The organism is Sphingomonas endolithica (genome assembly GCF_025231525.1).
Classification (GTDB): Bacteria; Pseudomonadota; Alphaproteobacteria; order Sphingomonadales; family Sphingomonadaceae; genus Sphingomonas; species Sphingomonas endolithica.
This window is the reverse complement of sequence record NZ_CP103057.1, coordinates 2,463,700-2,484,977: the sequence shown is the minus strand read 5'-3', so window position 1 is coordinate 2,484,977 and position 21,278 is coordinate 2,463,700. Positions and strand designations below refer to the sequence as shown.

General features: G+C 65.8%; 18 protein-coding genes and 1 pseudogene. 15 read left to right on the top strand and 4 right to left on the bottom strand.

Annotation, left to right across the window (positions count from 1 at the left end; all coding sequences use genetic code 11):
- Positions 1 to 92 precede the first annotated feature (92 nt).
- Positions 93 to 1,100, top strand: coding sequence for a zinc-dependent alcohol dehydrogenase family protein (locus NV382_RS11675; protein WP_260596922.1), 1,008 nt, complete (start codon positions 93 to 95; stop codon positions 1,098 to 1,100).
- 148 nt (positions 1,101 to 1,248) lie between these two features.
- On the opposite strand, the gene NV382_RS11670 is transcribed toward NV382_RS11675, so the two are convergent.
- Positions 1,249 to 2,145, bottom strand: coding sequence for a LysR family transcriptional regulator (locus NV382_RS11670; RefSeq protein WP_260596921.1), 897 nt, complete (start codon positions 2,143 to 2,145; stop codon positions 1,249 to 1,251).
- Between the two features lie 228 nt (positions 2,146 to 2,373).
- On the opposite strand from NV382_RS11670, the gene NV382_RS11665 reads away from it, so the two are divergent.
- The 10 genes and pseudogenes from NV382_RS11665 to NV382_RS11625 all read left to right on the top strand — a co-directional run bounded on the left by NV382_RS11665 (position 2,374) and on the right by NV382_RS11625 (position 9,854).
- Positions 2,374 to 3,108: an SDR family NAD(P)-dependent oxidoreductase gene (locus tag NV382_RS11665; RefSeq protein WP_260596920.1), complete on the top strand. Its 735-nt coding sequence runs from the start codon at positions 2,374 to 2,376 to the stop codon at positions 3,106 to 3,108.
- A pseudogene (locus NV382_RS19590) lies at positions 3,086 to 3,289 on the top strand (SDR family NAD(P)-dependent oxidoreductase); the annotation flags it as partial. The gene NV382_RS11665 and the pseudogene NV382_RS19590, both read left to right, overlap by 23 nt.
- Positions 3,249 to 3,908, top strand: coding sequence for an SDR family NAD(P)-dependent oxidoreductase (locus tag NV382_RS11660; RefSeq protein WP_312026737.1), 660 nt, complete (start codon positions 3,249 to 3,251; stop codon positions 3,906 to 3,908). The pseudogene NV382_RS19590 and the gene NV382_RS11660, both read left to right, overlap by 41 nt.
- Before the next feature lie 32 nt (positions 3,909 to 3,940).
- Positions 3,941 to 4,540 carry an NADPH-dependent F420 reductase gene (locus NV382_RS11655; RefSeq protein WP_260596919.1) on the top strand — a complete coding sequence of 200 codons (600 nt, stop codon included), beginning with the start codon at positions 3,941 to 3,943 and terminating at the stop codon, positions 4,538 to 4,540.
- Positions 4,541 to 4,574: 34 nt separating this feature from the next.
- Positions 4,575 to 5,027, top strand: coding sequence for a nuclear transport factor 2 family protein (locus tag NV382_RS11650; RefSeq protein WP_260596918.1), 453 nt, complete (start codon positions 4,575 to 4,577; stop codon positions 5,025 to 5,027).
- A gap of 55 nt (positions 5,028 to 5,082) precedes the next feature.
- Positions 5,083 to 5,715 carry a methyltransferase gene (locus tag NV382_RS11645; RefSeq protein WP_260596917.1) on the top strand — a complete coding sequence of 211 codons (633 nt, stop codon included), beginning with the start codon at positions 5,083 to 5,085 and terminating at the stop codon, positions 5,713 to 5,715.
- Between the two features lie 76 nt (positions 5,716 to 5,791).
- Positions 5,792 to 6,577 (top strand): DUF1206 domain-containing protein, encoded by a 786-nt coding sequence (locus NV382_RS11640; RefSeq protein WP_260596916.1) that lies wholly within the window; start codon positions 5,792 to 5,794, stop codon positions 6,575 to 6,577.
- Positions 6,578 to 6,747: 170 nt separating this feature from the next.
- Positions 6,748 to 8,202, top strand: coding sequence for a M48 family metalloprotease (locus tag NV382_RS11635; protein WP_260596915.1), 1,455 nt, complete (start codon positions 6,748 to 6,750; stop codon positions 8,200 to 8,202).
- The gene (locus NV382_RS11630; protein WP_260596914.1) at positions 8,203 to 9,486 is read left to right on the top strand and encodes an esterase-like activity of phytase family protein; all 1,284 of its coding nucleotides are present in this window, start codon (positions 8,203 to 8,205) and stop codon (positions 9,484 to 9,486) included.
- Positions 9,487 to 9,623: 137 nt separating this feature from the next.
- Positions 9,624 to 9,854: a hypothetical protein gene (locus NV382_RS11625; protein ID WP_260596913.1), complete on the top strand. Its 231-nt coding sequence runs from the start codon at positions 9,624 to 9,626 to the stop codon at positions 9,852 to 9,854.
- Between the two features lie 45 nt (positions 9,855 to 9,899).
- Here the strand turns inward: NV382_RS11625 and NV382_RS11620 are convergent, their stop codons facing one another.
- Together NV382_RS11620 and NV382_RS11615 are read right to left on the bottom strand one after the other, a co-directional pair.
- Positions 9,900 to 12,218 (bottom strand): 3-hydroxyacyl-CoA dehydrogenase/enoyl-CoA hydratase family protein, encoded by a 2,319-nt coding sequence (locus tag NV382_RS11620; RefSeq protein ID WP_260596912.1) that lies wholly within the window; start codon positions 12,216 to 12,218, stop codon positions 9,900 to 9,902.
- On the bottom strand, positions 12,218 to 13,354 hold the full coding sequence (locus NV382_RS11615; protein WP_260596911.1) for a thiolase family protein: 1,137 nt from the start codon (positions 13,352 to 13,354) through the stop codon (positions 12,218 to 12,220). Before NV382_RS11615 ends, NV382_RS11620 begins: the two co-directional genes overlap by 1 nt.
- A 257-nt stretch (positions 13,355 to 13,611) precedes the next feature.
- Here NV382_RS11615 and NV382_RS11610 point away from each other — a divergent pair, with 257 nt between their 5' ends.
- Together NV382_RS11610 and NV382_RS11605 are read left to right on the top strand one after the other, a co-directional pair.
- On the top strand, positions 13,612 to 14,544 hold the full coding sequence (locus tag NV382_RS11610) for an NAD-dependent epimerase/dehydratase family protein (RefSeq protein ID WP_260596910.1): 933 nt from the start codon (positions 13,612 to 13,614) through the stop codon (positions 14,542 to 14,544).
- 19 nt (positions 14,545 to 14,563) lie between these two features.
- Positions 14,564 to 16,486: a M61 family metallopeptidase gene (locus tag NV382_RS11605; RefSeq protein ID WP_260596909.1), complete on the top strand. Its 1,923-nt coding sequence runs from the start codon at positions 14,564 to 14,566 to the stop codon at positions 16,484 to 16,486.
- Positions 16,487 to 16,512: 26 nt separating this feature from the next.
- Here NV382_RS11605 and NV382_RS11600 read toward each other — a convergent pair whose 3' ends face one another.
- Positions 16,513 to 18,840 carry a TonB-dependent receptor gene (locus NV382_RS11600; RefSeq protein WP_260596908.1) on the bottom strand — a complete coding sequence of 776 codons (2,328 nt, stop codon included), beginning with the start codon at positions 18,838 to 18,840 and terminating at the stop codon, positions 16,513 to 16,515.
- 195 nt (positions 18,841 to 19,035) lie between these two features.
- Between NV382_RS11600 and NV382_RS11595 the strand changes: the two genes are divergently transcribed.
- Together NV382_RS11595 and NV382_RS11590 are read left to right on the top strand one after the other, a co-directional pair.
- Entirely contained in the window at positions 19,036 to 20,166 is a 1,131-nt protein-coding gene (locus NV382_RS11595) for a dipeptidase (protein ID WP_260596907.1), read from the top strand.
- A 40-nt stretch (positions 20,167 to 20,206) separates the two neighbouring features.
- Positions 20,207 to 21,247: an N-acetyltransferase DgcN family protein gene (locus NV382_RS11590; RefSeq protein ID WP_260596906.1), complete on the top strand. Its 1,041-nt coding sequence runs from the start codon at positions 20,207 to 20,209 to the stop codon at positions 21,245 to 21,247.
- Positions 21,248 to 21,278: the final 31 nt, after the last annotated feature.

The window sequence follows — 21,278 nt, the reverse complement described above, 5'->3', positions numbered from 1 at the left end:
TGAATCCTGTTCAATGGCCCGTGCCAAATCAAGCGTATTATACTCGTTTGGCGAATGCCCGATATCCGTTCGAGACGCGAAGAGGATCGACGATGACGGACATGATGCGACGCTGGGAAATGGACGGGATTGGTCGCGACCGCCTCGCCCTGCGCGAGCGGCCGATCCCGGTCCCCGCTCGGCACGAAGTTCTGGTGAAGGTGGCGGCCGTTTCGCTCAACCACCGCGACAAGATGGTCATCGAAAGCGGGCGCGGCTTGGCACTCGACTTTCCGTTCACGCCCGGCTCCGATCTTGCCGGCCGGATCGTGGCGACAGGCGACAACGTCAAACGCTTCGCCGTCGGCGATCGCGTGATCTCCTGCTTCACGCCCGAGTGGATCGACGGTGCGCGCGCGGGTACAGCCCGCACACCGGCCTACCGCACGCTCGGCGGCTTTTTTGCAGGCGTTCTGGCCGAGTATGTCGTCCTGCCCGAGGAATGGCTGGCCGCGGCGCCGGCGAAGCTTGACGACGCCGAAGCCAGCACTTTGCCCTGCGCCGCGCTCACCGCCTGGTTCGCGCTGGTCGAGCGCGGCGGCGTCCGCGCCGGCGACACCGTGTTGATCCGGGGGACCGGCGGCGTGGCGCTGTTCGGGCTGCAGATCGCGAAGCTGCATGGCGCGACCGTGCTCGTCTCCTGCAGCCCGGAGAAGATTGATCGCGTGCTGGCACTGGGTGCCGACCATGCGATCGACCGGTACGACACGCACGGGCTTGAGGCGCTATACACGCTGACCTACGACCGGGGCGCAGATCATATCCTGGAGACCGTCGGCGGGGCCTATCTCGGCCAGTCGGTCCAGGCTGCGGCGGTCGGCGGGCGCATCTATCAGATCGGCGCGCTCGACGGGTTCGACATCACTTCCCCCGCCATGCCGCTGATGATAAAGGACGTGACGATCCTGGGCATCGGCACCGGTAATCGCCGCGCGCTCGAGGACATGGTGCGCGCAGTCGCGCGGACCGGCATGACGCCGGTGATCGACCGCCGCTTTCCGCTCGCCGATCTGCCGAACGCGCTGGACCGGCTCGGCGCGGGCCGTTCGGCAAGAGCGTGATCGATATGGTTGACGAGGCCGTAGCAGGCGTATCGGAGTGATGGATCAGGCAATCTGCCGCCACGCGAACATGGACGCACCCACACCCGTCCTGTCGGCGCGGGGGATCGCGCTCCCGGCGCCCCGCCGGGGCGAGGATCTGCCAGCATCAGCCGCCCGGGAATGACATCCCGGTGAGGAGCGGCGCGTGCGCGGCGAGGCTGTGAGATATAAACTCCGTGAAGAGCCGTACGCGCTTCGTCTTGCGCGTCTCTCCTTGGGTCAGGAGCCAGAGCGTTCCGTACAGGTGCAGGTCGGTGCCCGGCACCCTTACCAGCATGGGGTCGGCGTCGCCGACGAAGCACGGCAGCGTCGTGATCCCCAGCCCTTGCCGTACCGCCGCGATCTCCGCCCCTGCGTCCGTGACCCTGAAGGGAACCTCGGTGGTGCGGAGTTCACCCTCGCTGGCCCAGTCCGGAACGCCATGCATGCTGATGACGATCCACTTGATGGTATCGGCCGTGCCCGCCCGCCAGGCGGCGAGCCGATCGCGGGATATGTAGACGCCACCGAACAGCTCCGGTCCTTTCGGTCCGTGAAGATTGAGCGGCAGGGTCTTGCGGTCGTAAACCACGCGGATCGCGACGTCGGCTTCTCGGTTGGTCAGGTTTGCCAGTTCGCCCGAGGACAGGATTTCCATCTCGATGTCGGGATGCTGACGCGCGAAATCGGCGAAATCCGGCATGAGCAGGTGGGTCGCGAGGATCGGCGTCAACGTCACGCGGAGAAGACCGCGCACGCTCTGGTCGCGCCCCAGGACGCGCGTCTCCAACTGATGCGACGAGGTCTCCATCTGGATCGCGAGTTCTAGAACCTCCTCGCCCGCCACCGTCAGGCGGTAGCCTGTGGGCAGCCGATCGAACATCTGCGCGCCGAGGCGCTCTTCCAGCTGGGCGATGCGGCGCAGCACGGTCGCGTGGTTCACGCCCAGGCGCCCGGCCGCCGCCCGCACCGAACCGCCACGCGCGGCGGCCAGAAAGTAGCGAACGTCATCCCAGTCGATCATGGTGCAATTCCGCGCCGCAAGCTCCGCCCCCCGAAACCCTGTTCTACCATGTCGCTTGGACGATCGCGAGCCCGGTGGAGCGGGCGACCGTCTGGCCGGATCGTATTTGCACCACCGATGTGCGCAAATCCGCACTCACCGCCCGCCTTCGACCCGCCCATCTTAAGCTCACTGGGAAGCTACCCGCACAGCCAAAGACCAGAGGCGGTGAAACGAAGGATGCACGACATGACCAGATTGAACGGAAAGACCGCCGTCATCACCGGCGGCGCCACGGGCATCGGCTTCGCCGCTGCCAAACGCTTCATCGAGGAGGGCGCCGTCGTCTTCATCTTCGGTCGCCGGCAGGATGCGCTGGACGCCGCCATCACCGCGCTCGGGTCCAACGCCCGCGCGGTGCAGGGCTCGGTGTCCGATGAAGCCGATCTCGACCGGCTCTACGCGGCAGTGAAGGACGAGCGCAGAACCCTCGACATCGTCTTCGCCAATGCCGGAGTGGGAAGCCAACTCAAGCTCGGCGCGATCACCGCCCGGCACATCGATGAGACCTTCGATGTCAATGTGAAGGGTACGATCTTCACGGTCCAGAAGGCGCTGCCGTTGATGGGCGACGGCGGATCGATCATCCTGACCGGATCGAGCGCCGGTACCACGGGTGCACCCGCATTCACGGCGTACAGCGCCAGCAAGGCGGCCGTGCGCAACCTTGCCCGCACCTGGGCAGAGGATCTCAAGGGCACCGGCATCCGCGTGAACGTCCTGTCGCCCGGCGCCATCGCGACCGAACTCGCGACCGAGGCACTCGGCGAGGACGGCCTGAAGGCCTACGGCGCGATGACCGCATTTCAGCGCATGGGCGATCCGGCCGAGCTCGGCGCGGCGGCGGCGTTCCTCGCATCCTCCGACAGCAGCTTCATGACCGGCAGCGAAGTCGCCGTCGATGGTGGCCTGGCGCAGCTCTGACCCAAATCCGGCCCATGCCGGGCCGGCACACTACGAGGATAAGACGATGAAAAAGCTAGAAGGTAAGATCGCCGTCATCACGGGCGGCAGCAGCGGGATCGGATTGGCCACGGCCAAAAGCTTCGTGGAAGAAGGCGCGCATGTCGTCATCACCGGGCGCAGAGCGAAAGAGCTGGAAAAGGCCGCAGCCCTTATCGGCGGAAACGTCACGACGGTCGTGGGCGACGTATCGCGCCTGGAAAGATCTGGATCGGCTCTACGCGGTCGTGAAGGAGCAACATGGTCAAATCGACATCCTCTTCGCCAACGCGGGCGCGGGAACGATCGCGCCGCTCCACGTGGCGACAGAGGCCCATTTCGACCAGACCTTCGACGTGAACGTGAAGGGCCTGTTCTTCACGGTCCAGAAGGCACTTCCGCTCTTCAAAGACGGCGGGTCGATCATCCTGACCTCCTCTGTCTCGAACGTGATGGGGTTGCCAGGATTCAGCGCCTACGCCGCGAGCAAGGCGGCGGTGCGCAGCTTCTCGCGCGCCTGGACGCTCGAGCTCAAGGATCGCAACATCCGCGTGAACACGATGAGCCCCGGACCGACCGAAACCCCGGCCCTGGAGAAGACGACGGGCCTGACCCCCGAGCAAGCCGAGCAGGCGGCCGGGCAATTCGCGTCGCAGATCCCCATGGGTCGCCGGGCCAAGCCGGAGGAGATCGCGGCTGCCGTCACGTTCCTCGCTTCGGACGAGAGTTCCTACATCACCGGCGTGGATCTCGCGGTCGATGGGGGCTTGGCACAAGTCTGAACCCCGACATCCCAAAAGATTGGAGAATAATCATGAACTACGCCGTCATCGGTTTCGGCGAGATCGGCCAGACCCTCGCCAAGGCATTTGCCCGCAGCGGCATCGCCGTATCCGTCGCAACCACACGCGACCCCGAAAGCTTCGCATCGGTCGCGGCGGCGATCGGCCCCGATATCACTCCCACGACACTCGCCGACGCGGTCACGGCAGACGTCATCTTCCTGGCTGTCCGCTTCCAGTCGCACGCGGAGGTCGCGAAGGCACTGCCGAACTGGCAGGGCAAGATCATCGTCGATGTGACCAATGCCTACGGCGTGTCCTCTGAGGAGCTGGGCGGACAGCCATCGGCCAAGGTCGTCGCGCAGGCGTTTACTGGCAGCAGGCTGGTCAAGGGCTTCAACCATCTGGTCGCGGGCGTTCTCGATCAGGATCCGGCCGTCCAGGGTGGCAGGCGGGTCGTGTTCCTGACGAGCGACGATGACGATGCCGCCGCGCAGGTTGGTGCGCTCGCGGAAGATCTTGGTTTCGTACCGATCAACCTCGGCGCTCTGTCGGAAGGTGGGTTGCTCGTGCAGGCGCACGACAAAAGCTGGGGCCGCCTGATCTTCAAGGATCTGGTCAAGTTCGACTGACGGACACCACGAACGCAGCAATGGAGGAAATGCCATGAATACCCAGGAAAACGTCCAGGCCGTGAAGGACTTCTTCGCCGCGCTCGGCCGTGGCGACAGGGAGGGCTTGCTGGCGCTGGTCGCCGAGGACATCGAGTGGATCATCCCCGGCCAAGGCTGGCCGCTGGCCGGCATCCACCGGGGACATGCCGGGCTGACCGATCTGCTCGAGACGGCATCCCGGACAATCGAGACGTCCACGGAACCCCGGGAGTTCGTGGCGCAAGGAGACCGGGTCCTGGTGGTCGGCTTCGCCAGCGGCAAGATGAAAGCGACGAACAAGGCGTTCGAGGATGACTGGATCTTCGCCATCACGGTTCGGGATGGCAGACTGACCAACATCCGGGAATATGTCGACACGCAAGCCTTGGCACGAGCCGCCGAGACGTCCGGGCCCGGGCTGGCAGAAAATTTGCCCGAGGACGGCAGCCATTTGCGCGCCTCATGACGCCATTTAGACTTTGCGCGCAGTTGTCGAATGCCCAACAGTGATGGAGATCCCCATGTACGAACAGTCCAAAGTGTCCGAGTTGATCGGGTTCGCGCGCGTCGCTGCAGGCGCCACTGTCATCGACGTCTATCCCGGTGACGGCGACTGGACGCGCCTCTTCTCCGATGCCGTAGGCCCCGATGGGCGGGTCTACGGCTTCGTACCGACCGAAATCGTCGAGGTGATGGGCGATCAACTCGATCGTATGCGCACCCTCGCGCAGCAGCCCGGCCGAGAAAATGTCGAAGCCGTCTCGGCGGACCTCGTCGCGATGCCGGCGGCCATGCAACCCGCCGACCTAGTGTGGATGCATCTATTCTATCACGATCTCCACACCGCGTTGATGCAAACCAAGGGCGCGACTGCGGCCGCCTTCAATCGTGCGGTCTACGATCGGCTGAAATCCGGCGGGTTCTACGTCATCGTCGATCACGCGGCGGCGGCGGCGTCGGGCACGAGCGACACCCAGTCGCTGCATCGGATCGACCCGGCGTCCGTCCGCAAAGAGGTGGAGGCGGCCGGCTTCGTGCTGGAGGCGCAAAGCACCATTCTTGCGAACAAGGACGATCCGCACGCGGTCAAGGTGTTCGATCCCTCGATCAAGGGCAAGACCGATCGCTTCGCCTACCGGTTCGTGAAGCTCTGACGCGTTTCGTTTGGTCGCGCCAACGGAACGGAACGGCGACCAAGGCCGTTCGGGGGCGACGAAGGGGGACATTGCTATGAATGCCAGCGCACGGCTGACCACACTTACGCGGATCGGGTTTGCGACACGCGGGATCCTGTATCTCGTCATCGCCTTCCTGGTGATCCGCGCCGGACGCACCGAGGATCCCAGCGGCGCGCTGCAATATGTCGCCGATGGCGCGGGGCGGGTGCTGCTCGTCGTCATGGCAGCCGGGCTTCTGGCTTATGGCATCTGGCGATTGTCCGATGCGGCATTCGACATCGAGCGGCACGGATCGGATCGCAAGGGCGTCGCCGAACGGGTGGGCGCGATGGTCAGCGGCGTGGTGCATCTGGTGCTCACATGGCAGGCCGTGCGGTTGATCCGCGGCGTGAAGTCGGCTGGCGATGGGACGCAGGCGGGGACGCAGGTCGCGCTCGACCTGCCCGGCGGCACGCTGATCGTGATGCTCGGTGCGGTCGTGCTGTTCGGCGTCGGCCTCGTCCAGCTGGTCAAGGCGACAAAAGGCAGTTTCCTGCAATATCTCGATCCACGGATCGCGCACCAGCCCTGGGCGCGGTGGAGCGGCCGCGCGGGGTACGCCGCACGCGGTATCGTGTTCATCATCAGCAGCTATCTGCTGCTCAAGGCCGGCTTGAACGACCAGGCCAGCCAGGCCGGTGGCATGGCCCAGGCACTGTCCTGGCTGACTAGCCCGGCGGACATCATCATCGCTATCGGCCTGTCGGGCTTCGGCGTGTTCAGCCTGATCGAGGCGCGATACCGGCGGCTGCACGACATGCCGGTCGCGGACATGGCACGGCGCGCAACCAGCCGATGATCGCCCTTCGCCCATCGTCGTGGGCAGGCAACCAAGCTGCCGCTCGGCCGTCCGCTTGAGCTCGTAGGAGGCACCATGTTCTTTCTCTTCTCGCGGCGATTGGGTTGCGTCGGGTCCTTGCTGATATCGGCGGGCATCACGCTGGTGTTGCTCTACCTGCTCGGCTGGCTGTGACGCTGCGCGGCCGCGCCGGTCTGTTGCTGCCGCTGGCGTGCCTGCTTCAGGGCTGCGGCGGCAGCGGGCCCGTGGACGGCCCGGCTATCTCGGACGCCGATCGCGCGCATGGCGGGCAGGCGCACCAGCAACTGCTCGCCGGCTTCGGCGGCGCCTATAGCGGGCCGGAGGCATCGTACGTGCGCGCCGTGGGTGAGCGGGTGGCCATCGCCGCGGGGCTGGAGGGCCAATGCACCTTCACGTTGGTCAACAGCGATGTGGTCAATGCCTTCGCCATTCCCGGCTGCTACATCTACGTCACGCGCGGGCTCGTCGCGATCGTCGGCAGCGAGGCCGAGCTTGCCTCCGTGCTCGGGCACGAACTGGGTCACATCCTCAGTCGTCATGCCCAGCGCCAGGAACGCCGGTCGATCTGGCGGACGCTGGGCGTCATCGCAGCCAGTGCGACGGGCTCGGAGCGGCTGACCCGGCTCGCCAGCCAGGCCGTGCAGTATTTCGGCCTGCGCTATTCGCGGAAGCAGGAATATGAGGCCGACGATCTCGGCGTCGGCTATCTCGAGCGCGCCGGCTACGATGTCTATGCGGCGGCAGACATGCTCTCCGCGCTGGATCGGCAGGACAAGTTCATGACTGCCACGCGCGGCCGCGACACGGCCCGCGGCGTACCCGAATGGGCGCTCAGCCACCCGCTGACCGGGCACCGGATCGCGCGTGCCAAGGCCGCCGCCGAGGCCACCGGCCTTGCCGACGACGCGTTGCCGGAGAATGAAGCCGCCTATTTCGCGGCAGTCGACGGCCTGCTGTATGGGGACGATCCGGAGCAGGGTTTCGTGATCGGTCAGCGCTTCGCCCACCCCATCATGCGCATCTCGTTCGAGGCGCCCACTGGATTCTCGCTGACCAACAGCCCGCAGGCGATCCGACTGACCGGCCCGGACGGCATCGTCGGCGAGTTCGGCGGCGGCACGATGCAAAGCGGCACGCTCAAGGATTATGCCGAGACGCTCGTCGCCCATGTTGTCGGCAACGCCCCCGCCGAGCTGACCAGTGCCACGGCGCTCACGGTCAACGGGCTCCCCGCGATCGTGACCCATTTGCGCATGGCGGTGCGCGACGGCAGCGTGCCGCTGTCGATCGCCGTCTATGACGCAGGTGGCGGGCAGGTGTATCATTTCATCGTCGTTTCTCCGCCGGCGGATGCCAGCGCCGCGGCCGTGAATGCGCTGTTTCGATCCTTCCGACGCCTGTCGCCCGATGAGGCCGCCACGCTGCGACCGCGCTTCATCAGGACCGTGAGGGCGACTGCAGGAGAGACGCCGGAAGCGCTCATCCGCCGCGTCGCCGATCCGGCGCCGCGCCCCCTGTTCGAACTGCTCAACGGGCGCGGCGGCGATCGTCCGCTCGTGCCGGGTGAGATGGTGAAGATCGTCACTTATGCGGATGCGCGGTAGATGATCGACGCAACGGTCGAGCGGTTGCGTTGGCACGATCCCGAGGTCGGGCGCCTGGTCTTTCCCGGCGGCACGATGACGCTGCGCCATGGCTTCGGCTCCGGGCTTGCCATGCGCCCGGGCGATCCGCCCGGCCATTTCTGGGCAATCGGCGATCGCGGTCCCAACATCAAGGTGCGCGATGCGATCCGCCTGTATGGCCTGGAGCATCTGGCTCCGCTCGGTGACATCGCCGGCGCCAAGATCATGCCGCGCATTGATATCGGGCCGGCGCTCGCCGAGTTCCGGATCATCGGTGACGCCGTCGAACTGCTCCGCATCCTGCCGCTCAAGCATGGCGATGGACGATCGGTAACGGGATTGCCCAATCCGGCGAGCGAGCAACTATTCTCCGAACCGGTGTTCGACCTCGCCGGCATGGCGATACCGCCCGATCCCGATGGGCTGGATAGCGAGGGGCTCGTGGCACTTGCCGATGGCGGCTTCTGGATCGGTGACGAATTCGGCCCGTCGTTAGTGCGGGTCGATGCGGGTGGCACGGTGATCGATCGTCTGCTGCCGAGCGGCTTCGCGCCCACCGACGGCGTTTCAGCGCTTCCCGTGCTGGCGGCGCGGCGCCAGCTGAACCGCGGCTTCGAAGCATTGACCATCTCGGATGATGGTCGGTCCTTGTACCTGGCTTTCCAGAGCCCGCTCGCCCACCCGGACGAGGCAGCACACCTTGCGGCGCGCCACGTCAGGATCTGGCGCCTGGACGCGCAGAGCCGCACGGTGAGGGCGCAATATGCCTATCCACTCGACCCGCCGGAAAGCTTCGCGCGCGATTGTGCGTTGGGCAATGTCGAGCAGAGCGACATCAAGGTCAGCGAATTGCTGTGGTTACCGGGTGACCGATTGCTGGTGCTGGAGCGCGGGTCGGCCACCACCAAGATCTACCGCTGCGACCTTGACGCCGCGCCACTGGACGAAGCGCAGCTCGATCTGTCCACGCGCCCAACGCTCGAGGAACTGAGTGCGCGTGGCGACCAGCTTGCGTTTTCGGTGCTGGCGAAGACGCTGCTCTTCTCGAGTGACGATCATCCCGAGATCTCGGCCGACCTCGAAGGAATGGTGCTGCTGTCGCCATCGGTGCTGCTGCTGGTCAACGACAATGATTTCGGCGTGGAGGGTGCGGAAACGGCCTTCTGGCGTATATCCTTGGCCGAACCTGGGCATGAGCTCGGTGACAGTGGCAATGATCAGGCGTGGGGCAAGGTCACTGGGACGCCAAATCAGGGCCTGTGATCGGCGACGTTACCCGGCGTAGCCACCATCCTCGGTGAACAATATCCTATGTGGAGGGCTTAACTTCCTGAGGGTGGGATCCAGCCGGTCGCTTTTTTCCGGTTGCGTCCGCCGGACTGGGATGCTGATGGCGCCCCATGACCGCCGGCGCACTCGAAGATCTGATCATTGCTCGGCTGACCCGCGCGTCGGGCGGTACGGCGCGCGGTTGGCGCATGGCGCTTGGTCCGATCAAGGTGCGCGACGCGGCCACGCACCCGCACTGCAATTGGGAAGTCGAGCCTTCCGGCACGGTGCGCGAGACTGCCGCGATCGAGCGCCTGCTCGATACCGTACGGCTGGACCACCCGTTCGTCACCGCCCGCTGAGTTCCGAGCGCGTCGGGTCGGCGCTGTGGCCGACCCGAAGAGATCCTAGTTCCGCAAGGGCTTGCCCGTCGTCAGCATTGCCACGATGCGCGCCTGCGTGCGCTCGTCCTTGACGCTCTCCATGAACGCGGCACGTTCCAACTGAAGCACCTGCTCCTCGGTCACGATGTCGATCAGATCAGCGTCGCCACCGGTCAGAACGACCGCCAGACGATCAGCGACGACCACATCATAGGCGGTCGCCAAGCCCTTCTTGTGGAAGTCGGATACTGCCATCTGCAGCCCTGTGCGACCGCTGGCCCCGGCCACGCGGAACGTCGGCTTTTCAGGCGCGGCATAGCCCTCGACCAGCGACAGCGCCTTGGCCTTGGCGTCCGCCAGCAGGCGGTCGCGGTTCATCGTGATGCCGTCGTCCTTGCGCAGGATCATCATCTCGCGAGCTTCGGCCGCCGATTTGGCGACCTGCGCGGTCGAGATCATCTGGAACACCTTCGACAGCACCGGCATCGGCCCGTTGGGCAGCGTGCCCGATTTGGTCCAGCGATCGAGCATCTCGCCATTGCCGCCCCAGCCCGGCACCAAGCCGACGCCGCATTCGACGAGACCGGCATAGGTCTCGGCATGCGCCTGGATCGCGTCCGAATGGAGCAGCACCTCGCAGCCGCCGCCGAGCGCGAGGCCCGCGGGAGCTGAGACGACGGGGAAGGGGGCGTATTTGAGCGCATTGTACGCCGCCTGGCCCCGCGCGACGCTCGCTTCGACCATGTCCCACAGCTTGGCGCCGACCGCGAACATCGCCGCGCCGAGATTGGCACCGGCCGAGAAGTTGCTCGCCTCGTTATAGAAGACCAGCGCCTTGAAGCGCGCCTGCACAACGGGAATCGCTTCCTCGATCAGCGTGATGACCTGGTCGTCGAGCGCGTTCATCTTGGTGTGGAATTCGAGCGCGGCAACACCGTCGCCGACATCCCACAACGATGCCGATGCATTGGTCAGCACGGGCTGCGTGCGCAGCTTGATGTCCTCGAGCAGTTCGACGCCATCGCCGCGCGGCACGTCGGCATAGGCGCCGGCGGTGGTGAGGTACTGACGCTTGCCATCCTCGTCGCGGTAGAACGGGCGGTCGCCTGCCGTCGTCAAGATCGCCGGAACCTCGCGGCCCTCGGCGGCGAGGCGTTCGGCAAACTTGCCCGGGCCGATGCTGTCGATCAGCTCGAACGGCCCGAACTTCCAATTATAGCCGAGCTTCATCGCGTCATCGATCGCGACGATGTCGTCGGCTGCTTCACCGACCAGCATCGCCGCGTAGGACAGCACGCTGCCGAGGATCGTCCAGGCATAAGTGCCGATCTTGCCGGGCTCGGCGATCAGTGCGGCGAGGTCCTTGCCGGTCTTGCCCGGGAGGTCGGCGGGCTTCGCCTCGGGGCGATACTCGCCGGTCGCCAGGTCGAGCGAGAACTTGGTGCGCGTCGCCTTGTCGAAGCGGTAGAAGCCGCCTTTGCCCTTGCGACCAGTGAAGCCGTCGGCGATCATCTTGTCGACCAGCGGCATCGGGCGGAGGGTGTCGAAATACGGATCGCCGGCGGGCAGCGTGGACGACAGGCTCTTCGACAACAGCGGCATCAGGTCGACGCCGACCAGGTCGACGAGCCCGAAGATGCCGGTCTTGGGCACGCCCATCGGGCGGCCGCCAATCTGGTCGGCTTCCTCAACGGTCAGGCCCTGGTCCATCGCCGCGTTGATCGCGACCCCCAGCCAATAGGTGCCGATCCGGTTGGCGACGAAGCCCGGCGTGTCCTTGGCGCGGACGATGCGCTTGCCCATGAAGCGGTCGACGAAGTTCTCGACCTTTTCCGCGACGGCGACATCGGTATGCTCGCCGCGGACGATCTCGATCAACCGCATGTAGCGCGGCGGATTGAAGAAGTGCGTGATCAGAAAGTCGGCCTTGAACTGGTCCGACCGTCCTTCGACGAGATGCCCGAGCGGGATCGTCGAGGTGTTCGACGACACGGCGGTGCCGGGACGCTTAAGCGCCTCCAGCTTGGCGTAGAGCGACTGCTTGATGTCGAGCCGTTCGACGATCGCCTCGACGATCCAGTCGCACTCGGCGACGCGGTCGAGATGATCGTCGATGTTGCCGGTCTCGACGAGCTTCGCCGCGCGCTTCGACATGAAGGGGGCGGGATCAGTCTTCAGCATCTTCGCGACCGCGGCCTTGGCAACGGCGTCGCGATCGTCACCCTCACGCGGCACGATGTCGAGCAACAGCACCGGAATGCCGGCATTGGCGACCTGCGCCGCAATGCCCGCACCCATCACGCCTGCCCCGATGACGCAGACCTTCTTTACAGCATCGGCCATTATGCGCGCTCCAGCACCGTTGCGATGCCCTGGCCGCCACCGATGCACTGGGTGGCGAGCGCGTAGCGGCCGCCTTCGCGTGCCAGCAAAGCCGCGGCCTTGCCGACGATCCGCGCGCCGGTCGCGCCTAGCGGATGGCCGATCGCGATCGCGCCACCATCGAGGTTGATCGTCTCTTCCTTGAGGCCGAGGTCGCGGATGCAGGCGATCGCCTGGCTGGCGAACGCTTCGTTGATCTCGACCACGTCGAGGTCGGCGACGGTGATGCCGGCGCGCTCCAGCGCCTTCCGCGAGGCGTAGATCGGGCCGAGGCCCATCGTCGACGGATCGTTGCCCGATACCGCGACCGACTTGATGCGGGCGAGGATCGTCAGGCCATGCTTGGTCGCGAACTCTTCCGATGTGACGAGCACGGCGGAAGCGCCATCCGTCAACGGCGAGGAGGTGCCAGCGGTGACCGAACCATCGGCGCTGAAGGCGGGCTTGAGGCCGGCGAGTGTTTCGGTGGTGGTGCCGGCGCGGATCGTGCCGTCCTGGCTGACCGGGCCGGCCTTGGTCTGGATCGTGACGATCTCGTCGGACAGCCGGCCATCGGTGCGCGCGGCAGCGGCCTTGTCCTGGCTCTTCACGGCGAAGGCGTCCTGCTCGGCGCGGGTGATCTGATAGTCGCGCGCGACATTCTCGGCAGTCTCGCCCATGCCCATGTACGCGCCGGCGTTGAGCTTGAAGAGATCGGGGTTGGGCAGCGGGTTGTAGCCGCCCATCGGCACGCGGCTCATCGATTCGAGCCCGGCGCAGATGAAAGCGTCACCGGCGCCGATGTTGATCTGGCCGACCGCGATGTGGATCGCGCTCATCGACGAGCCGCAGAAGCGGTTCACCGTCATGCCGCCGACCGACAGCGGCAGGTCGGCGAGCAGGCCGATCATGCGCGCGACGTTCAGGCCCTGCTCGCCCTCGGGGAACGCGCACCCCAGGATGATGTCCTCGATCTCCGCCGGATCGACGCCGGTCTTATCGAGCAGCCCGCGGATCGTCTGCGCGGCGAGATCGTCCGGGCGCACACGGGCGAGGTCACCCTTTCCGGCGAGGTGGAATGGCGAGCGGGCGTAGCTGGCGATAACGACGTTGGTCACGGAATGTGTCTCCATCAGATGGTCGAGCGCAACGCTGCCGCGCGCCGTCTTGTATGCCCCTTAGGTGCGATGTCTAACGTTAACGTCAAGTGCTTCGACGCATGTTTGTCAATCGCATGAGCGAGCGTGAATGACGGATCAAGGTGGGGCGTACGGATCGCCGCTCATCGATTTGCGTATAGCGCCCCTACGTTCTTGTGCGATTTTCGGCGCTCTTTGCTGCGCGTAACAGGGTCGCACAGGAACGGAGACGGACGATGACACAGCAGATAACGGTGTTTGGATATGGCGCAGTCGGCCAGCCGATCGTCGAGCGGCTCGTGGCGCGCGGGGATCGCGTGCGGGTCGCTTCGCGCAACCGACCGGCGAACCTGCCGACGGATGTCGAGCACATGCCGTGCGATGTCCTCAAGGCCGGCGACGTGCGCGCCGCGCTCGAGGGTGCCGCGCAGGCGGTGCTGGCGGTCGGCTTTGCATATGACTCGCGATTGTGGCGTACCGTCTGGCCGCAGGCGATGACCAACATGGTCGAGGCCTGTGCCGAGGCTGGCGCGCGGCTGGTGTTCATCGACAACCTCTACCAGCTCGGACCCCAGACCGCGCCGCGCACGGAGAATATGCCGCTGACCACGGTCGGCGAGAAGCCGGTGATCCTGGCCGAGGTCACGCGCATCTGGCAGGCGGCGCATGGCCGGGTGCGCGTGGCGGCGCTGCGCTGCACAGACTTCTACGGACCCGGCGTCGCGGTGTCGCACCTTGGCGCGCTTGCCATCGGCGAAGTCGCGAAAGGCAGCCCCGCACAGTTGCTCGTGCCCGCCGATACGCCGCACGACTTCGCCTATGTGCCCGATATCGCCCGCGCGGCGGTGATCCTGCTGGACGCACCGGACGCGGATTTCGGCGAGGTCTGGAACATGCCCTGTGCGCCCACCCGCACGCCGCGTGCGCTGCTGGCGATGGCGGCTGCCGCGGCTGGCCACAAGCTGCGCGTGTGGGGAGTGCCGCTGGCATTGCTCCGGCCGCTGGGCTTGTTCTACCGCTTTGCCAAGGAAGTCGCGGATGTCGGCTTTACCTGGGATCGCCCTTACGTGGTCGACGGTGCCAAATTCGTCCGACGCTTCGGTTTTGCCGCGACGAGCTTTGAGATAGGCGTGCCGGCGACCGTCCGCGCCTTTGCGGACGGTCGATGACCGAATGGCGGGGGAAGTAATGGGTCGGATGATTTCGATCGCGAACTGGATAGCAACCGCGGGCGCCGTGCTAGGCGCGGCGGCCTCCCCGCAGGCGGCGGCACGAGTGGAACTCCCGGTCCAGACACTGGCACGAACACCGATCGCCGCGCCCGCCGATCGTCCATTTCGAGGAACCATCGCGCTGGACGTGGACGCGCGTGACGTGGCGCACCGGGTGTTCGTCGTCCACGAACGCGTGCCGGTGCAGCGCGCCGGCGCGATGACATTGCTCTACCCGCGCTGGGAGGCGGCGAGCCACGGGCCGAGCCTCACCGTCACCGAACTGGCCGGGCTGGAGATATCCGCAAACGGACGACCGCTGACATGGCGCCGGGACGCGATCGAGCCGCACGCCTTCCATTTCGAGGTGCCCGAGGGCACGCCGACGATCGACCTGCGCTTCCAGATCGTCGCGGATGACGACCGCCTGTCCGCCGGCATAGTGGCCGTCGCATGGCAGCATCTGCTGCTGTACCCGGCCGGGTGGTACGCGCGGAACATCGCGGTGGCGCCGTCGCTCATGCTGGCGACGGGGCTGAGGCCATTCACGTCGCTCGACATCGTCCAGGCGCTGCAAGGCAGGCTCCGTTTCAAGCCGGTTTCGCTGGAGCAGCTGCTCGACGCGCCGGTCCTCGCGGGCCGTCATGCCGCACGCGTGCCACTCGCACCGGACGGGCCCGGCGCGGTGACGCTCGACCTGGTCGCGACCCGCGCCGGCGATCTCGCCATCCCGCCCGACCGCATCGACGGTTTGCGTCGCATGGTAATGCAGGCGCGCGCGGTGTTCGGTCCGCCGCCGTTCGGCCGGTACGAGGTGCTGGCACGGATGAGCGACGACGGCTCCTCCGGCGGTACCGAGCACCGTGCATCGGCCGAGATCGGCATGGCTTCGTCCTATTTCCGCGACTGGGCCGGGCAGCTCAACAACCGCGATATCGTCGCGCACGAATTCGTCCACGCCTGGAACGGGCTCTACCGCGTGCCTGCCGATCTGTGGGCGCCCACACCCAACACGCCGCAAGGCGGCAGCCTGTTGTGGATGTACGAGGGCCAGACCGAGTTCTGGGGGCGCGTGCTTGCCGCGCGCGCCGGGCTGCGGAGCCGCGAGGAGACGCTCGACAAGCTCGCGCTCGACGCGGCCGAGGTCGCCAATCGAGCGGGACGGGCATGGCGGCCGTTATCCGACGACGTAAACTACCCGTCCTTCATGCTGCGCCAGTCGGTCCCGTGGCGCGACTGGCAACGGCGCAAGGATTACTATCTCGAAGGCGTGATGCTGTGGCTCGACATCGATGCCATGCTGCGCGAGCAGACCAGCGGGCGTCGTGGCATCGACGACTTTGCCCGTGACTTCTTTGCCGGAGCCGGACCGGAGGAGCCCGCCCGCACCTACACGTTCGACGATCTTTGCGCCGCCCTGCACCGCGTCGCGCCATTCGATTGGGCGGGCTTCCTGAATCGCTGGATCGACGGGCATGGCGAGGTGAGTACGTCCGAAGGGCTCGAGCGGCTTGGATGGCGTTTGACCTATACGCCCGAGCGGACGCCGACATTCGAGCAGAACGAACAGGAACTCGGCGGCGCGGACCTGTCCTACTCGGTCGGACTGACGGTTGCCGATGACGGGAGGGTCCGCGCGATCGCCTGGGGCGGGCCGGCGTTCCGCGCGGGCATGGCGCCCGGGGTTCGGATCACCGCGGTGGCGGGCGCGCCGTACACACAAGGCGCGATCCGCGATGCCGTGCGGAACACCGTCACGACCCCGGTGGCGCTCACCTGGGAGCAGGACGGCCGCTCGGTGACACGGACGATCGATTATCGCGGTGGTCTGCGATACCCGCGCTTGCAGCGTATTGCCGGGCGTGCGGATGGACTGGCGGCGCTTCTTGCCGCCCGTTGAGCCCCGCCATCACGCCCCAGCCGCGATCAGAAGTTGAAGCCGAGCGCGGCGCCGATCGTCCGTGGCTGGATCGGCGATACCTCGATCCCGCCGGCCGGGCGGGTGCCGAACGTGCCGGCCGACACCAGCCCGCGCGAATTGGTGAGGTTGCGGGCATAGAGCGACAGGTTGAACCGGCCGAAGTCTGCACCGGCGCGCAGATGTACGGTGGAATAGCCATCGAGCGTGAGGCGCCGGCCGAACGTCGTCCGGTACGCGTCGTCGAAATTGCCCGGCCGATCGCTGACCGTCGAGAAGTCCGCACCGACATAGGGTTTCACGCCATTGCCCATCGACCAGGTATAGTCGGCGGAAATCGACGCATTCCAGTGCGGCGCGAACGGCAATTGATCGCCGTCGAGCCCGCCATTGCCGGTGTCGCCGCGCAAGGTCGCGTGATTGTAGGCCAATGACGCAACCACACTGAGGCCGCGGATCGGGCGCATTGTGCCGGTCGCTTCGAAGCCATAGCTGCGCGCGCCCTTGCCGTTCGCGTCGGCGCTGATCGGCCCCGCCGCCGACTGGAAGATCGCCACGATCAGCGTCTTGTCCCAATCGAGATAATAGCCGGAAAGATCGATTCCGAAGGTACGGTCGGCGGTTTCGGCACGCACGCCGGCTTCGTAGCTGAGCAACGTATCCGCGTCGGTCTGCGATGGATAATTGGCAGGAGCGCCAGGCGGGATGACGTTCGGGCCGCCGGGGCGATACCCCTTGGCGACGCGCGCATACACTTCGCTGCGCGGCGCGAATTCGAAGCGTGGCGAAACCGACCAGGTGAAGACGCCTTCCGACGATGTCGCCGCCTCCTCGCTCCGTCCGCCGAACAGCGCGCCGTCCAGAACCTGGAGCGTGCGCTGCTTGTTCCGGCTGTAGCGAGCACCACCGGTGATGTCGAAGCGATCGCCGAGGTGCAGCGTGGCACTGCCGAACCCGGCATATTCACGATATTTCGATTTCAGCTGCGCCAGGACGAGGTCGGAAAAGCCGGGGATCGCCGGCGGCGGCGTGATCGGCTGTCCCGTGGCGATGTCATACGGGAAATATTGCTGGTAAAGCTGGCCCGGCTCACGCGTGTAATATCCGCCGATCAGCCATTCGAAGGTGGAAGAATCGGGCGATGCGAGCCGCACCTCCTGGGTGAACTTCTTCTGCGTGGACTGGTTCGGATAATAGACGCCGTAGGACGTGGTCGGGAGCCCGTAGATGCCCTGCGACGCTGCGTCGGCAAGCGTCGTACCGCCGCCGACATCGTTGAACGAAACGTCGCTGCGGTCCTCCGTCGCCAGGCGGCTGAAGCTGGTCACCGAGGTCAGCGTCGCGAAGTCGAAATCGTAATCGAGCGTTCCCGTAAACAGCCGGTAATTGGCACGATTGCGATCCGGGAACAGCTGATAGCGGTTCTCGCCGTCGACGGCGGCCCCGGAGAATGGATCGACCGAGATTGGCGCGAGCGTACCGGGGTCGGCATCAAAGGCCGTGCGCGAGCGAACGCGGATATTCTGTGCCACGGCGGAGAGGCGCGCCGAGAAGCGGTCGGTCGGCTTGAACAGCAGCGACGCCCGCCCGCCATAGCTCCGCGATCCATTCACGTCGCGATCCGGAATGCCGATCGCGTCGATGAAGCCCGCCGTGCGACGGTAGAAACCGCTGGCGCGGAATGCCAATGTATCGCCCAGCGGCACGTTGATCACGGCATTGCCGAAATAGCCGGTACCGCCCCCTTTCGTCGTCTCGACCCCGCTCTGGCCGCGCGCTTCCCACTTGGAGAGTTGCGGCGCGACGGTGACGTACTTGACCACGCCGCCCAGCGAGTTCGCCCCGTACAGCGTTCCTTGCGGGCCGCGCAGCACTTCGAGCCGCTCGATGTCGAACGTGTCGAAATCGCCGGCGAGATTGGCGCCGTTGGTCTGGCTGGTGCTGGAACCAAAGGGCGTATCGTCGACATATACAGCGACGGTGGCGCCCGCCCCGCCGGCGTTGATGCCGCGCAGCACGATCCGGGTCTGGCCGGGGTTGCCCTGCTCGAAGGACAGGCCGGGAACCAGCGCGGCATAATCGGCGATGCTGCGGGCCTGGCGACTCTCCAACGCTTCGCCCTGCAGGACCGAGATCGATTGCGGCACCTCGTGCAGCGCTTCCGACCTCTTTTGCGCGGTGACGATGATATCGCCTTGCTGGAGCTCCTGCGCGGCCTCGGCCGGCGCGGTTGCTTGCGTAGCGGCCGACTGAGCATCCTGTGCGGCGGCACCGTTGGCGACAATGAGCGCCGTCAGGCCGCAGGTGACGGACAATGCCCGTTTGAACGTGCTCATTTCACTCGGCCCCTTGCAAAGCGGCGCTTATCGCGCCTTCTCTGATCGGAAACTATTGTCCTGAATGAAACGCTGTCAACCCCATTTATCAAATAGATCTGGGCTTAGTGGAGGTAATCAGTATTCGACGAAGCTAGGTTGACGTTTTCCGATCAGGAACTTAGCATCCTGAATAGAGAATGAGGATGCTTGCCGATGATCCTGTCCCGACGTGAGGCGCTGTGTGGCGCCGGCATGGCGATTGCCACGCCGTACATTGCCAAGGCGGCGGTTCAGGTGAGCCCGTACACGCATCGCCGCTATTCGACACGGGCGGTGGATCTCGTCCGCGGCGCGATCGTCATCGACATGCTGGCGCCGATCAAGATCGACTTCAATCCCGAATTTTATGCGCGGCGCCTGAGCGATCAGGATGCGGCCGACTTTCGCGCCAGCGGTATAACAGCCATCCACCATTCGATCGGCATCGACGGCCCCGAGGCACGTGACCAGGCACTCACCTTCTTTGCCGCATGGGGCAATTATGTGGCCCGCAACAGCCATGTCTTTACCGGCGTCGACAAGGTCGCGGACATTCTCCAGGCCAAAAGAGATGGCAGATGCGCGGTCATCATGGGCCTGCAAAATGCGGATCACTTCCGCGACGCATCGGACGTGAAGGCGTTCTTCCAATTGGGGCAACGCTGCGCACAGCTCACCTATAACGAGCAGAACCGGATCGGGTCGGGCTCGACCGAGCGTGTCGATGGCGGTGTCAGCGATTTCGGCGTCGAGATCATCAAGGCGATGAACGCCGTCGGCATGCTGATCGACGTCTCGCATTCCGGCGACCGCACGACCCTCGACGCGATTGCATTGTCGCCCAAGCCGATCGCGATCACGCACAGCAATTGCCGTGCGCTGATCGATCATCCGCGCATGAAGACGGACGAAGCGATCAAGGCACTGAGCGCCAAAGGCGGCGTGATGGGCACCACCGGCGTGCGCATGTTCGTCAGCAAGACGGATCCGACGACGATCGTGAACATCGTCGATCACATTGATCACGTGGTGAAGCTGGTCGGGATCGAGCATGTCGGGATCGGCACCGATTCCGATCTCAACGGCTATGACGATGCGTCGCCGGAAACCAACAAGATGCTGCGCGGCGCCTATAAGGGCAGCTACGCCTTTCGCGACAAGATCGATGTCGACGGGTTCGATCACCCGCTCAAGATGTACGATCTGACCGAGGAGCTCATCCGCCGCAACTATTCGGACGCGAACATCCGGGCAGTGCTCGGCGGCAATTTCCAGCGGCTGCTTACCGCCACCTGGGGCGGCTGACGATGCCGCTTATCCTCCCTTCATCTTTGCGAGCAACGCCATGAACCCGTCGTCCCCCAGCGTCATCGGGAGCCTCGTGCTGCCGCAGCCGTATCTCCTGTTCCTCGGCGACATGACCGAGCCCGGCTATGCCAAGACGGCGTTCGGCCTGCGCGACTGGGCGCCGGAGCGTTGCGTCGGCGAATATCGCCTGACACCCGACACCGTCTCGACCGGATTGCCGGCGATGACCTCGGCCGAGGCCTATGCCAATGGTGCACGCGCGCTCGTCATCGGCGTCGCCAATCCGGGCGGGGTGATCCCCGCGAAATGGCGCGCATCGTTGGTCGACGCGCTGGAAGCGGGGCTCGACATCGTCAGCGGCATGCACGCCCGCCTTGCCGACATTCCCGGTCTTGCCGACACCGCCGCCCTGCATCAGCGCCGGCTGATCGACGTGCGCGTGCCACCATCGGCCATTCCCGTCGCCACCGGTGCCAAGCGCGCCGGCAAGCGATTGCTCACCGTCGGCACCGATTGTGCGCTGGGCAAGAAATACACCGCGCTCGCGATCCATCGCGCGCTCGTCGCGCGCGGTGTGGACGCCACGTTCCGCGCGACCGGACAGACCGGCATCATGATCGCCGGCGGCGGCCTGCCGATGGATGCTATCATTGCCGATTTCGAAGCGGGCGCGGCCGAAATCCTGTCGCCCGCCGCGCCGGCGGATCATTGGGACATCATCGAGGGCCAGGGCTCGCTGTTTCACCCGGCCTATGCCGGCGTGTCGCTCGGGCTGCTGCATGGCAGCCAACCCGATGTCATCATCGTGTGCCATGAACCCGGTCGCGAGATGATGCTCGGCGTGCCGGGTTATGCGCTGCCCAGCATCGAGGAGGCGATCGAAGCCAATCTGATGTTCGGCAGGCGCACCAATCCGGCGATCCGGTGCGGGGGCATCTCGCTCAACACGGCGGCGCTGGACCCCGCGGCGGCGGAAGCGGAAATCGCCCGCGTGGCAGACCGCCTCGGCCTTCCGGCGGCCGACCCGGTGCGCGGCGGCCCGGCGCTCGACCGTCTGATCGAGCATAGTCTGGCATGACCGCCGCTATCCCGCAGCACGCGATCGCCGC

Excerpts from the sequence above, each read along its gene's own strand:
- NV382_RS11675 (WP_260596922.1), top strand. The coding sequence starts at position 93 with ATGACGGACATGATGCGACGCTGGGAAATGGACGGGATTGGTCGCGAC.
- NV382_RS11670 (WP_260596921.1), bottom strand. The coding sequence starts at position 2,145 with ATGATCGACTGGGATGACGTTCGCTACTTTCTGGCCGCCGCGCGTGGC.
- NV382_RS11665 (WP_260596920.1), top strand. The coding sequence starts at position 2,374 with ATGACCAGATTGAACGGAAAGACCGCCGTCATCACCGGCGGCGCCACG.
- NV382_RS11660 (WP_312026737.1), top strand. The coding sequence starts at position 3,249 with ATGTCGTCATCACCGGGCGCAGAGCGAAAGAGCTGGAAAAGGCCGCAG.
- NV382_RS11655 (WP_260596919.1), top strand. The coding sequence starts at position 3,941 with ATGAACTACGCCGTCATCGGTTTCGGCGAGATCGGCCAGACCCTCGCC.
- NV382_RS11650 (WP_260596918.1), top strand. The coding sequence starts at position 4,575 with ATGAATACCCAGGAAAACGTCCAGGCCGTGAAGGACTTCTTCGCCGCG.
- NV382_RS11645 (WP_260596917.1), top strand. The coding sequence starts at position 5,083 with ATGTACGAACAGTCCAAAGTGTCCGAGTTGATCGGGTTCGCGCGCGTC.
- NV382_RS11640 (WP_260596916.1), top strand. The coding sequence starts at position 5,792 with ATGAATGCCAGCGCACGGCTGACCACACTTACGCGGATCGGGTTTGCG.
- NV382_RS11630 (WP_260596914.1), top strand. The coding sequence starts at position 8,203 with ATGATCGACGCAACGGTCGAGCGGTTGCGTTGGCACGATCCCGAGGTC.
- NV382_RS11625 (WP_260596913.1), top strand. The coding sequence starts at position 9,624 with ATGACCGCCGGCGCACTCGAAGATCTGATCATTGCTCGGCTGACCCGC.
- NV382_RS11620 (WP_260596912.1), bottom strand. The coding sequence starts at position 12,218 with ATGGCCGATGCTGTAAAGAAGGTCTGCGTCATCGGGGCAGGCGTGATG.
- NV382_RS11610 (WP_260596910.1), top strand. The coding sequence starts at position 13,612 with ATGACACAGCAGATAACGGTGTTTGGATATGGCGCAGTCGGCCAGCCG.
- NV382_RS11605 (WP_260596909.1), top strand. The coding sequence starts at position 14,564 with ATGGGTCGGATGATTTCGATCGCGAACTGGATAGCAACCGCGGGCGCC.
- NV382_RS11600 (WP_260596908.1), bottom strand. The coding sequence starts at position 18,840 with ATGAGCACGTTCAAACGGGCATTGTCCGTCACCTGCGGCCTGACGGCG.
- NV382_RS11595 (WP_260596907.1), top strand. The coding sequence starts at position 19,036 with ATGATCCTGTCCCGACGTGAGGCGCTGTGTGGCGCCGGCATGGCGATT.
- NV382_RS11590 (WP_260596906.1), top strand. The coding sequence starts at position 20,207 with ATGAACCCGTCGTCCCCCAGCGTCATCGGGAGCCTCGTGCTGCCGCAG.